Genomic DNA, 13890 nt, shown 5'->3' on the forward strand with positions numbered 1-13890 from the left:
AGCCCCCCTCAAGATGAGATTTCCCATAGCGTCAAGCTAGTAAGAACCCTGAAAGATGATCAGGTTGATAGGTCAGAGGTGGAAGCGTGGTAACATGTGGAGCTGACTGATACTAATCGTTCGAGGACTTAACCAAATAGAAAAGCGGAGGCGACTGTTCAACTTCGACGAACGCTTCCGAGCCGGCATTGCAAATCCCGGTTTTGGATTTGTAGAGACGGATCGAAACGGCCGAGAAGTTAGGAGCCGCAGCTGGACAATATTTAAAAGCGAACTCGTTTTTACACACTTCTTCTGGTTATCTAGTTTTGAGGGAATGAAACCTCAAATTAAATAGTCTGGCAATAATGGCGAGAAGGTCACACCCGTTCCCATACCGAACACGGAAGTTAAGCTTCTCAGCGCCGATGGTAGTTGGGACGAAAGTCCCTGTGAGAGTAGGACGTTGCCAGGCAAACGAACACAACCTGTTATGGTTGTGTTTTTGTATATTTTTATAATGAATTGTGCCTTAATATCACATTAAATCGCGGGGTACCAATCTCCGACTGTATTCCTTATAAATCTTCTGTTCATAGGGGAAAGTAAGTTTATGGAGGTGATTGGAATATGATGCACGATGAACCGCGTGATTATATTACCATAAAGGACGAGCAAGGAAATCTAAAGGATTTCGCTGTTGAGGCGTTGTTTGACATGGAAGGCAGGTCATATGCACTTTTGGCAGCCGAGGATGAAACGATGGTCATGCAGGTTGTAGGAGACGAAGGGGACCAATATTTAGTTGGAATTTCCGATCCAGTCGAAAGCCAGTCCATTTTGGATGCATACCAAATTGCTGTGGAGGAAGCACCTGCAGAGTAAATAATTATTATATAATAATGTTATGTTAACTTAGAAGATAGCGCCAGTCGTATCTGACTGGCTTATTACAGCTATAGCCTTTAAATGATAAATATTTGTTTTACCGTGTGAATATAATTCATCGACATACTTATTTTTATTGAAAGTAGGTATTTGCAGATGAAGAGTAAAATACACCGGTGTAATTGCAGGAAAGTATGGTCGATTCAAAATCGGAAATTTAAAATTACCGTCCAATCTATTCTTCTTACTGGCGAATGGTTTGCTGAATTAAAACCCGAAAGAAAATGTGAACCAAAAGGATTTGTAACAACGAAGAAGAGTCAGGAAATCGTCTACAATCCAACTAGTAAATATTTGGAAAACTTTACAATAGTTGATAAACTAATTTATGATAAAAAAAACGTCAACTTCAACATTAAAAACGGAAAGTGTTTATATTTTGCTGAGGATGGTACCTGTTATATTCTTAATAAGGAAGCATAAGACATTCGCTTTACTTTATTTTTGTACAAACAAATGTCAAAATAATATCATAAATGCCTGATTTAGAATAAATGCCGGTATGGTATGTTAAATGCAGAAAACTGTATTTTAGTAGTGAAAACGTTATTTTAAGAACTAATATATTTTATAGTTTAATTGTCTCCATACAGAAAAATTAAACGTTATTTTTGGGGTGGCACGATGAAATTCACAGGCAGAATCACATTACTATTAATATCCATAATGGTCTCGATTATAGAATCATTTTCCGAACCTACAACCATATGGTCAATCTTAGAAGCTATTTTATTTGCTGCCATCGCTGCATTCCTCGGATGGGTATATGATAATGCCATTTACTATAAGAATAAGGCTGAAATCAGTGAATCTAGATTATCGAATCTATTAAAACTTTCACCCGAGCCAATTATGGTTTACCAGGATGAGAAAATCGTCTTCGTGAATGATAAATTTGAGGAATTGGTTGATTCATCTTCTGGTGATATTCTTGGTAAATCCATCTATCATTTTGTTTTACCAGAGTATCATCCAACCGTTAGGCAAAGGTTTAATGACATGATTCTAGGGAATAAAAGTTTTGATCGTGTTGAAATAAAAATTATATCCTCAAATCATAACATATTGGACATTGAAATCTCTTCAGCTCCGATTCTTTATAATGACAAACCTGCCATAGAAGTCTTTCTAAGAGATGTTACTAAACGAAATAAACTATCAGAAGAGGTACGCAAAAATACAGAATTGTATCGTTTTATTACAGAAAATACTACTGATCTTATCTCATTTCTCAATCCTAACGGGGAGTATGAATATTTATCTCCATCTAGTAAGGATTTATTAGATTTCTATCCAGAGGAAATGATAGGTAAAAATCTATCCGAGTTTTTACATCCTGGCGAGATAGAAAAAGTAATTGCTTTACTCCTTGAGGCAGATGAAGAATTGGATTTTGCTGCATTCTCTCACCGAACTAAGAAAAAAGATGGTTCGTATATGTGGATGGAAACAAATGCTCGAACCATACGAAAGAATTCTCGAAAGCTAGAAGGAATTGTAGCTGTTTCACGGGATATTACTGAACGATTAGAGAAAGAAGAAAGACTACATGAAGCAAATGTCATGCTACGGTATATTTCTAACATGGACGGTTTAACAGGAATCCCGAATCGAAGATATTTTGATGAAAAACTCCAAGAGGAATGGAAGCGGTTAAAACGAAATTCTAGTCCATTTTCAGCTATCATGATTGATATTGATTTTTTTAAAAAATACAATGACTTCAATGGTCATCAAGCGGGCGATGAGTGTTTAAGACTAATTGCCTCAGTGTTAAAAAATACTGTCAGGAGAGCTGGTGATTTTGCTGCTAGATATGGCGGGGAAGAATTCGTAATTTTGCTGCCAGAAACCGATGCACAAGGAGCTGTTCATGTGGCTGAATTGCTTCAGGCAAATGTAAGAGATCTAAATATACCCTATCTTTCAAACGTATTAGAACCTATAGTCAGCATTAGTATTGGCTGCTCAACACTAATTCCAGATGAAAGAACAAAACCCGAGGAACTAATTAAACTTGCTGATAAAGAATTATATAAAGCGAAAGAAAGCAGGCGTAACCAACTGATTTTCAACCAACTATCTCATCTTGCTTAAAAGCAAGGTGTTTTTTTTGTATTATTTACAAGTTTATTTTAATATAAAAGCTGGAAAATAAGAAAGTAAAAAATAGTTATAACAATGGGGGTACATAGCGGTGAATTCGAAATTCGAACCATTATTTGAAACATTGACATTTAAGAATGGAATCCAGTTGAAAAACCGAATTGTGATGGCACCAATGACAAATTGGTCATCGAATCCTGATGGAACGGTTACGGAGGCTGAGGTAAACTATTATGCAAGACGCTCTAGTGGCGTTGGGATGGTTATTACAGCTTGTACATATGTTACTGCCAATGGAAAGGGGTTTCATGGAGAATTCGGAGGGGATCGGGATGAGTTAATCCCTAGTTTACAAAAGCTAGCCACAGCTATTAAAGAGCAAGGAGCTAAAGCAATATTACAAATTTTCCATGGTGGGAGGCAGGTACCGCCTGAATTAGTGCCGAATGGTGATATTGTCAGTGCCAGTAATATTCCAGCAGAAGGAAATGGGAAGCCGGTTCCACGGGAACTATCAGACCAAGAAGTTAGTTCCATTATCCGCGATTTTGGTGAAACAACACGCCGGGCAATAGAAGCAGGTTTTGATGGAGTAGAAATCCATGGCGCCAACGGCTATCTCATCCAACAGTTTTTCTCTCCACATTCAAACCGCCGTAACGATCGTTGGGGAGGCAGTTTAGAGAAACGGTTAACCTTCCCACTGGCCGTTGTAAATGAAGTTAAGCGTGTGGTTGCTGAGAATGCCAAAGGGCCGTTTATTGTCGGATACCGCTTTTCTCCAGAAGAGGCAGAAACACCCGGCATTACCATGGCGGATACGCTTGTCTTAATTGATGAATTAGCCAAAAAGGATCTGGATTATCTTCATGTCTCGCTGCAGGATTTCTGGTCAACCCCAAGAAGAGGTGTTGACGATACGCGTTCACGGATTGAAATCATCCAAGAACGAGTTGGAAATAAAGTTCCTGTGATTGGGGTTGGCTCCATTTATACTCCGGATGAAGCTTTAAAAGCTTTCCAGACAGGGGTTGCACTGATTGCCCTAGGACGTGAATTGATTATTGATCCAGATTGGGTACAGAAGGTACAAGAGGGAAGAGTAGATGAAATTACTACAGAGATTAATAAGGATAATCAGGAACAGCTTGTTATTCCTGATCCACTATGGCAGGCGATTACTCACACACCAGGGTGGTTTCCAGGAATTCAGTAACGCGAAAAGAGTTCATCCGCACGGTAGGGATGAACTCTTTACTGTTTATACTCAGCGTTATATGAATTTTCTCCAGCATGAACAGATAGAAGCGTGTCAGCATAACCTACCAGCCGATTCACAATTTCATCTGCAACAGCATAAACGAGTTGGTGCAGTTCGTTTTTATGCAGGGAAAGATCATCAAAAATGATGGTGGTATTAATAAAAATTTGTTTTGTATCATAAAGATTATAATGGATAATTGTTTTTCCAGCCGCACCACCGGTTACCGGGTCGGTATAACTGGGAAGAAAAATATACCATTCCTCTGCTGAAGGTGACCGGAAATTCTTCGTAAACTTCATTCCTCTTATTTCATATTCTATTTGTTCTTTCAACCTTTCATCCATTACCTCAATAATGTTATCTTCCAAAGTTACTCCTCCTTCTCGATATCAAATAGGATACCCAATAAAAAGATGAGACTATCCTCATTTAATGGTAATGAGAAAAGAGTAGTTTCAAAAAATAACATTTTGCTATAATAGTAGGAGTGAATTACCCTTTGTAAAAAATTTGAAATTATCAACAACACATTTCAGGAGGAACAAAATGAACAAGAATAAGTATGTGTTTATAGGGCTTGTCATTACGACACTCATTTCAGCTCTTGATACAAATATCATGCAAACTGCAAGTCCCACGATTGTTAATCAACTTGGGGGCTTGGAATTGTTTTCATGGATATTTGTTGTTTATATGTTAGTGAGTACCATTACGGTTCCTCTTTACGGCAAATTATCGGATATGTATGGTCGAAAAAAACTTCTAATGGTTGCGGTAGCTTTGTTTACTGTCGGATCCATTCTTTGCGGTTTAGCTAATTCAATGGTAATGTTGATTATTTTTCGAGGTATTCAAGGATTAGGCGCCGGGGGAATGATTCCTCTTTCCATGATTATAGTGGGGGATTTATTCACAATAGAAAAACGCGGGAAAATCCAAGCGGTCTTTAGCGCAATATGGGCGATATCCTCGATTATCGGGCCAATATTAGGATCCTTTTTTGTGGAAGCAATGACCTGGAGATGGATATTCTTTATCAATATCCCTATTGGTATTGCAACCATTCTTTTTCTAATACCCTATAAGGAAGCTGCGGCATACAAAAAGACCTATATCGATTATAAAGGTTTTTTCCTTTTCGGTATTTCGATTACCCTTTTATTATTATCAACCAGCTTGAGCAATCCTTTCTGGTATGTTATCAGTGGTGTAATCGGGTTTATACTATTTGTCCTTGTCGAAAGAAAAGAGCAGCATCCTTTACTCCCCGTTACCTTATTTAAAAATAAAGGGCTACTATCGACGAATCTTTTTATGTTAATTTATTGCTTATCATTCTATGGTACATCGAACTTTATTCCGTTATATTTGCAGGAAAGCAGTCAAATGAGTATTTATAAAAGTGGATTGATTTTGTTAAGTATTGCGCTTGGATGGTCGTTTGGAAGTACACCTGCAGGAAAATGGATTATCCGTTTTGGCTATAAGGTTTTATTTATGATTGGTAGTATTGTAACAACTGTTTCAGGGTTGATTCTTTATTTATTCATCCAGGATTTATCCTATGTTGGTTTGTTTATCATTTTGACAATCCAGGGATTTTGCTTTGGTTTATTGTTTGCCCTAGGAACAATTGCCTCACAAGAATTTGCGGAATCCACTATAAAGGGGATGTCTACTTCGCTTCAGATATTTTTAAGAAATATTGGGACATCCGTAGGTGTTACCATTATGGGCGTGATTATTAATCATGGGGTTACACTTGCCATAGGGATGAAAAACGTCTTTCTTTATGCTCTCATATTGAGTTTCATTACGATCTTTCTTAGCTTTCGAATTCCAGAGAAAACATCCCCAGTTGGAGAGACAGCTTTATCTAAGTAAAGGTTTACTCGCTTGAATAAAATACCTTCACAGATAAATAATAGGTCTAGTGTTATCCAATAACACTAAACTTCAATGTGGAGGGATATACTTTGAATATACTTTTTAGCTTATTAAGATCGTTGAAGCTTCTAAGGATTAGGTTAACTTATGTACTTAATAATGCTCAAGCTAAGTTGAACTTTCTTTTAAGGAAGCCAGTTAGACTAAGCCCAGTGTATTCGTAAAGTATGATCATTTCGCATTGCAAGAACAAAAGGTGAGCATAGCACTATGCTTGCCTTTTTATATAGAAAAAAAGTCCAGTATTGAATTGGACTTTTTCCATGCTCATTATTTTAATATTTCTCTATATTCTTTACCTTTTTCTACATAGTTATCACTGGAATATTTGAGCATTTGCAGGTCTTTTTCTGTTAATTCACGGACTACTTTCCCAGGTGAACCTAGAACTAAGGATCGTGGAGGGATCTTAATACCACCCGCTAAAAGTGTGTTCGCACCAATTATACATTCTTCTCCAACTTCGACATTGTCTAGTAAAGTCGACCCCATTCCAATAATTGAATTTCTGCCAATCTTACAGCCATGCAAAATAACATTATGTCCAATGGTAACATCGTCTCCAATTTCAACAGGAGAACCTTCATACAGGTGAATCGTGGAGTTATCTTGAATACTGCATCTTTTCCCAACCTTAATCGGGCCATCATCTCCACGCAGCACTGCATTAAACCAAACGGTCGATTCCTCTCCAATCGTAACATCTCCAATAATATAAGCACCAGGTGCAACAAATACACTTTCATGCACGTTAGGTGTGGTCCCTTTGTATGGAAAATTCATTGTTTTACTCGCTCCCTTATATTCAGAATTGTTTTACATTTCAGCAAAATTATACCATTACTATCAGAGGAACGAAAATTGTAGGATTGAAAAAGACTACTCAAAAACTGAAACTGAGGAGATTTTCCCTTAAGTAAGTATCAATATTACTAGGAAAAAATAATCATTTTAACAAAATAGAGAAAATTACCTCAACAAAAAGATTGATAAACTAGTATAAAAGGATTCGTGCGCCTCAGAAAAAGATTACTTGTCGACCTAAAATTGGACTATTTTTTCCATATTTCCCAATGAATACTATTTTATCAATTTAGACTTACGCCAGTTTTTTAGACTATATTCGACACAAACAACAATCTCAAAACGTTATTTTTAAGATAGCACCATGTTTATGACATAAAGAGTGCGAAGGAAGGAGGGCAGGAAACGCTTAGTTACTATCATACTTAGGGGGTAATGGGATGAGAAGAAAGAAACACCGGATGTTATCAGTGTTTTGTACCGCGATGCTAGTTTTGCCTATGCTCATACAGCCTCAAGTGAATGCAGCTGCTACAAAAGGAGTAAGTGTTTCAGCGAAAGACAGCTTAACATCTCCAGCACAAAAGATCTCAAATAGTCTAGAGAAACAGTTTGATGAGAAAGAAAAATAACCTTTTTAATTAAGATGAAGGAGCAGGTAGATACGGCTAGCGTAGCAAAAGAAGCTGATAAAAATGCAAGCCTCAATAAAGCGGCACCGGCTAAAGCCAAATCCTTGAAACGTTCCTCTATTGTTTCCGAATTAAAAGCTACAGCACAGGAAACTCAGTTTGAACTGTTGCAATACCTGCAAAAGCAAGTAGAAGCGGGGGCTGTACAAGACGTCCATTCCTACTATGTAGTGAATGGGATTGCGGTAACTGCTACAAAAGAAGTTATGGAGAAGGTTGCTTCATTTCAAGAGGTAGAGAAAATTCTACCAAATGAAACTAGGCAATTGTTTGTTCCTGAAAAATCAGCTGAAGCCCTTTTAGAACCCAAAGCCGAAACCAATTCAATTGAATGGAATATTTACCGAGTAGGTGCCCCGGCCGTTTGGGAGATGGGGATCGATGGCAGTGGGATTACTGTTGCCTCCATTGATACGGGAGTTCAGTGGAATCACCCTGCATTGCAGTCAAAATATCGGGGATTTGATGAAGCAACAGGACAGGTTTCTCATGAAAACCACTGGTTTGACGCAGTACGGGGTCAATCAGCTCCATATGATGATCAAGGACATGGAACCCATGTTACTGGGACGATGGTAGGGTCTGACCCAGATGGTTCCAATGCCATTGGTGTTGCGCCTGGTGCAAAATGGATAGCTGTTAAAGCTTTTACAGCGGCAGGTGGTACAGATGCTGATTTATTAGAAGCCGGTGAATGGATTTTAGCACCAAATGGAAATCCTGATTTGGCACCAGATGTAGTAAATAACTCATGGGGTGGAGGTGCAGGTTTAGATGAGTGGTATCGCCCTATGGTTCAAGCATGGAGAGCAGCAGAAATCTTCCCAGAATTCTCAGCTGGTAACACAACTTTAACCAATCCAGGCGGACCTGGTTCCGTTGCAAACCCTGCAAACTACCCTGAATCAGTCGCTACAGGTGCAACAGATATTAATAATCACTAGGAAGTTTTTCCTTATTAGGACCATCTCCATATCAAGAAATTAAACCGGAGCTAACTGCACCAGGCGTTAACATTCGTTCTTCCGTTCCCTGAAGTAGTTATGAAGGTGGATGGAATGGAACATCGATGGCTGGACCTCACGTAGCAGCAGCGATTGCCTTATTGCTTCAAGCGAATTCAAGTTTAACCGTAGATGAGTTAGAAGAAATTTTAATGACCACTGCGGTTCCTTTGACAGATAATACCTATCCAGAATCTCCGAACAACGGTTATGGATCAGGTCTATTAAATGTATATGATGCCGTATCCTCTGTGATTTCGGGATTAGGAAAGCTGAAAGGACAGGTAACAAAAGAAGGAAACGACAGTGAAGCTCCCGTGTTAGAACATTCCCAACCTGCCACGGTTTTTGCAGGAATGCCACTAACGTTACAAGCTTCAGCTGCCGACAATATCAGTGTAACAAATGTAGAAGTGGTATATCAATTAGCAGATGGAACATCGAATACAATTGCTGCAGAACGTATCAATGGTGATTATAAAAATGGAATCTATCAAGCTGCCATCCCTGGTGAGCATATCGCCGGCGAATCCTTCTCCTATACTGTAAGAGTAACCGATTTCGGTGGTAATGAAACAATCAATCAATATTCTGTAGCAGTACTCCCAGGCATTACGGTAGGGTATGCACATGATTTTGAAAGCAACCCAGATGGCTGGACTACGTATGGTGCATTAAATACGTGGGAATGGGGCGCACCAACAAGCGGACCAGGTGCTGCGTTCTCAGGTGAAAAGGTATATGGAACAAACTTAGACGGTACGTATGACAGCAGAGCCAATATGTCACTACGAATGCCGCCAATCGATTTACCTGAAGGAAGGAGTTACTTACAATTTAAGCAATGGTACAATCTCGAAAGAAACTATGATTACGGTCACGTCTATGTATCGACAGATAATGTAAACTGGGTTCAAAAGCTGCGGGTTAATAATTTATCCAATGGATGGATAGATGGTGAAGTGGATCTAAGTGAATATGCCGGTCAACGTATCTATGTGGCATTTAACGTAAGGACTGATGGCAGCGTGGTTAGAGATGGCTGGTATTTAGATGACGTACGGATAACTGATACGGCACTCACTGCACCACAACAGCTTGGTGTGGTTGCGGAAAAACAAGATTCATCAGAGAAGGATGGCTTGAAAGAAAAAGTCGATTCAAATAAAATTACCATTCAAATCCCAGAGGTTTCTAAAGAAACCAGCAGTGAAAAGGCTGCTCCATTTGTCCTGCCTATGCAGGCTCAGGTAACCGTTTTAGAATCCGGACGATCTGTAAGAACAAATCCTGCAAACGGAAGCTTTGAAATGACACATGCTGCAGGTGAATTTAAAGTTGTTGCTGAAAGTTATGGTTTCCGTTCAGAAACCCAAACCGTGAACATAGAGCAGGATGGTGAAGTTACAGCTAACTTTACTTTAGAAGAACTTCCAAAAGGTACAGTAACAGGAACTGTCATCAATCAAGCAACAGGTGAACCTGTTTCTGGAGCAACTGTCTACTTGATTGAAGATGCAAACATTGCACCTGTTGCCACAGATGCTAGTGGTCACTATTCTTTAACAGGATTTGAAGGGGATTATACATTAAAAATCTTCGCCCCTCATTTCTATAGTCAAGAAGTGTCTGTTTCACTTCAAGGAACTATTGCACAAAACTTCGAATTGAAGCCATTCATTGGGTACCCAAGTGAAATTGGCTATGATGACGGCACAGCTGAAAATGCACGAGCATTTTACGATGCAGGTAATGGATGGGCTGTAAAAATGTCCTTAGCACCTGGAAATGAAAAGGCACTCGTATCCGGAGGGTTATTCCGATTCTGGGATACAGAATGGCCTGTTCCAGGTGGGACCAATTTCAAAGTGGAAGTTTATGATGCTAGTGGTCCAGATGGTGCACCAGGTAAAAAACTTGCTGGCCCTATTGATGCAACTGCATTACGTAATGGTCAATGGACACATGTAGATTTAAGCAGTCACGGCATCGTGGTCGAAGGAGATTTCTATCTCGTTTACATCCAAGCTGGAATCAACACCGCATCACCTGGACTTGCGACAGATGAAGATGGTGAAAATGCAATAAGAAGCTGGCAATTAGTTGGCGGCGCTTGGTCACCATCACCGGAAGAAGAAGGAAACTACATGATTCGTGCTGTAGTAGATTATGAAGTAACGGCTCCGACCATCACAACTCCTGTGGATGGATCCTTCACGAACGTTGGCACTGTGAAGGTTGAAGGGAAAGCTGCACCAACCACAACCGTTCACATTTACAATCATGGAGAAGAAATTGGTACTGCCGAAGCAGCGAATAATGGAACATATGCTGTTGATGTATCCCTTCAAGAGGGAGAAAACAGTTTAACAGCCAAAGCTTCAACTGTACAGGGTATTACCGATCCATCAGCACCCGCTATTGTGGTTTACGACCCGACTGCACCAGAGTTAGCCATTACAAGCCCTGCAGATGGCGGAAAAATAAATAAAGAAACTGTTACTGTTACTGGTACTGTCGTTGATGATTATTTAAACTCTGTAACTGTTAATGGTACACCAGCAAAAGTAGAAAGTGGCACCTATTCCGCACGAGTTCTATTAGATGAAGGAACAAACAGTATTACAGTCACAGCAGAAGACCGTGCCGGTAATCGTACAGAGCAAACCGTACAAATTGCTGTTGACTTTACTGCACCAGTGATTGCAGATGTAAAACCTGCTGAGGATAAGACATTGAAAAAAGGGGAAAGTGTAAAAATCGAGTTTACAAGTGAGCCTGGTTTAAAAACATCTTTTGTGATTCATATGCCTTTAACCAACCTTAACTCTGTACAAAATGCGACAGTACTGCCATTGATGGAAGTATCACCAGGATATTATGTCGGCTACTATACAGCCACAAAAGACATGACAGCCGACGGTGCGGTCATTGAAGTCAAAGCAGTAGATTCTTTTGGAAATGAAACAAGAAAAACAGCAGCTGGAAAATTGTTTATAAACGTTAAGAAAAAGAAATAAAAGGCGAAGAGCATCTACCAACTAGTTTGGTAGATGCTCTTTTTTAGAATAAGCTTTGTTATAGTCTGATGTTGATTTATTGTGTTTAAGAATAAGCAGATAAATTCCGGTTAAATTGGGAAATACCCATATTTCCTTAAAAATAAGAGGAGTTTTTCCGCTTATATGATAAAAATCTTTGAATTTTGTCTTATTTAGACCAGATAACCGGAATATCTCCGCTTATATCTGCTACTTTAGGTTCCTCTATATACATTAACCGGAAATTCTCCGCCTATGAATTCTCATACCTACACGAAAATCAACAATGAATCATAACAGTGCCTATAAAAAATGTAAGCGCTTTTATAATTAACAAAATAATTAAAATAGTCAAAAAATATTGACTCTGCCGCTTTACAGTGATAATCTTATAAATAATTTAAAACGAATTGATGACGAGAACAGTAAGCTAAGCACCTTGTCCAAAGAGAGTCGACATTTGCTGGGAGTCGATGGCAGGGCTTTTCTGAAAATCATCTCCGAGATGTGCAGCTGAAAAGATTAAGTAAGCTACACCGGAATAATCCACCGTTACAGGGAACACGTATCATCATGATACGTTTATCGAGAGCCACAGCCTGGTATTTTTTGCTGTGGAAGTAGGGTGGTATCGCGAGTTAAACTCGTCCCTATACACGGGGCGGGTTTTTTGTTGTTTTCAAAAAAATATAAATGCCTTATAAGGGCGATTTAGTTGGATCAAAAAAAGAGGAGGAAAGTGAAATGAATCAACAAGTAGACCAAAAAGAAAAAACTGTACAGGTAGAGGATATCATTATTGCCAGCCACACCATCAAGGATGTGATTTCGCCAACTCCTCTGCAGTATAATCACTTATTATCTGAGCGATATGACTGTCATATTTATTTAAAGAGAGAGGACATGCAAAGTGTTCGTTCCTTTAAAATCCGCGGTGCTTATAATCGGATTAAGAAGCTAACAGCGGAAGAATTAGAGAATGGAATTATTTGTGCAAGCGCCGGAAATCACGCGCAAGGGGTGGCCTATTCTTGCAATCATTTAAAAATTAACGGAAAAGTATTTATGCCAAGTACGACTCCAAAACAAAAGGTGAATCAGGTAAAATTTTGGGGGAAGGAACATGTAGAGATTGTATTAGTAGGGGATACCTTTGACGATGCATATGAAAAAGCGATGGAATGCAGCAAAGTAGAAAATAGAACGTTTATCCATCCGTTTGATGACCGAGACGTGATTGCTGGTCAAGGTACGGTTGCAGTTGAGCTGCTGAATGATTGTCCTGAAAAAATTGATTACCTATTTGGTGCTATTGGTGGAGGCGGACTTCTTTCTGGAGTCGGTACTTATATGAAACATTTTTCACCAGAAACCCAAATAATTGGTGTAGAACCACAAGGAGCAGCCGGGATGAAGGAGTCTATTTTTACTGGAGAGGTTACCTCTCTGAAAGAAATTGACCCGTTTGTCGATGGAGCAGCAGTGAAAACCGTCGGTTCCATGACGTTTGAGATTTGTAAAGAAGTCGTTGATGATATTGTGGTAGTTCCCGAAGGAAAAGTATGCACTACACTATTAGCTCTCTACAATGAAAATGCGATTGTAGTTGAACCAACAGGTGCACTCTCCATTGCCGCACTTGATCAATTTACAGATGAAATTAAGGGCAAAACGGTGGTCTGCATTGTAAGCGGCGGAAACAACGATATCGGCCGGATGCAGGAAATCAAAGAACGCTCTAAGTTATATGAGGGGCTTCAGCATTACTTTATTGTTCAATTTCCACAACGACCAGGAGCTTTACGGGAATTTTTAGATGATGTCCTTGGACCGAATGATGATATCAGCCATTTTGAATATACAAAAAAGAATAACCGTGAAACAGGACCAGCTTTAGTAGGAATTGAGCTAAAGTGCAAAGATGATTACTTTCCATTGATTGAACGTATTAAGACTAAAGGCTTTGTTTACCGTGAAGTAAATAAAGACAGCACCTTGTTCCAAATGCTTGTTTAGATAAAACAAAGGGCCCAATTGGGCTCTTTTCTATTTGTGACCGAGAATTGGGTGGGACGGTCAATTGGGTAACAATACTTCCACTGAAA

At 39.2% G+C, this 13890-nt stretch carries 8 protein-coding genes, 2 rRNA genes, 1 pseudogene and 1 other annotated feature; of the genes and pseudogenes, 9 read left to right on the top strand and 2 right to left on the bottom strand.

Annotation, left to right across the window (positions count from 1 at the left end; translation table 11 throughout):
- From F4694_RS03220 to F4694_RS03245, 6 genes are all read left to right on the top strand, one after another.
- A 23S ribosomal RNA gene (locus F4694_RS03220) occupies positions 1–136 on the top strand; the annotation flags it as partial.
- 201 nt (positions 137–337) lie between these two features.
- A 5S ribosomal RNA gene (rrf, locus tag F4694_RS03225) occupies positions 338–454 on the top strand.
- 155 nt (positions 455–609) lie between these two features.
- Entirely contained in the window at positions 610–864 is a 255-nt protein-coding gene (locus tag F4694_RS03230; protein WP_306458361.1) for a DUF1292 domain-containing protein, read from the top strand.
- Between the two features lie 159 nt (positions 865–1023).
- Entirely contained in the window at positions 1024–1350 is a 327-nt protein-coding gene (locus F4694_RS03235; protein WP_179595478.1) for a hypothetical protein, read from the top strand.
- 201 nt (positions 1351–1551) lie between these two features.
- On the top strand, positions 1552–3024 hold the full coding sequence (locus F4694_RS03240; protein ID WP_179595479.1) for a sensor domain-containing diguanylate cyclase: 1473 nt from the start codon (positions 1552–1554) through the stop codon (positions 3022–3024).
- Positions 3025–3124: 100 nt separating this feature from the next.
- Positions 3125–4249, top strand: a complete 1125-nt coding sequence (locus F4694_RS03245) for an NADH-dependent flavin oxidoreductase (protein ID WP_179595480.1) — start codon at positions 3125–3127, stop codon at positions 4247–4249.
- A gap of 38 nt (positions 4250–4287) precedes the next feature.
- Here the strand turns inward: F4694_RS03245 and F4694_RS03250 are convergent, their stop codons facing one another.
- Complete coding sequence (locus F4694_RS03250; protein WP_179596000.1) at positions 4288–4641, bottom strand: hypothetical protein; 354 nt, start codon at positions 4639–4641, stop codon at positions 4288–4290.
- Between the two features lie 202 nt (positions 4642–4843).
- Here F4694_RS03250 and F4694_RS03255 point away from each other — a divergent pair, with 202 nt between their 5' ends.
- A complete protein-coding gene (locus F4694_RS03255) occupies positions 4844–6181 on the top strand; it encodes an MDR family MFS transporter (protein ID WP_179595481.1) in 1338 nt (445 codons plus the stop codon).
- A 333-nt stretch (positions 6182–6514) separates the two neighbouring features.
- On the opposite strand, the gene F4694_RS03260 is transcribed toward F4694_RS03255, so the two are convergent.
- Positions 6515–7027, bottom strand: coding sequence for a gamma carbonic anhydrase family protein (locus tag F4694_RS03260; protein WP_179595482.1), 513 nt, complete (start codon positions 7025–7027; stop codon positions 6515–6517).
- Positions 7028–7488: 461 nt separating this feature from the next.
- Here F4694_RS03260 and F4694_RS03270 point away from each other — a divergent pair.
- Positions 7489–11764: pseudogene (locus F4694_RS03270) on the top strand (S8 family serine peptidase).
- A 425-nt stretch (positions 11765–12189) separates the two neighbouring features.
- Positions 12190–12440 (top strand) — a binding site (T-box leader).
- An 89-nt stretch (positions 12441–12529) separates the two neighbouring features.
- A complete protein-coding gene (gene ilvA / locus F4694_RS03275; protein ID WP_179595484.1) occupies positions 12530–13801 on the top strand; it encodes a threonine ammonia-lyase IlvA in 1272 nt (423 codons plus the stop codon).
- Positions 13802–13890 lie beyond the last annotated feature (89 nt).

This window comes from Neobacillus driksii (genome assembly GCF_013409995.1).
In the GTDB taxonomy this organism is placed as follows: domain Bacteria; phylum Bacillota; class Bacilli; order Bacillales; family Cytobacillaceae; genus Neobacillus; species Neobacillus driksii.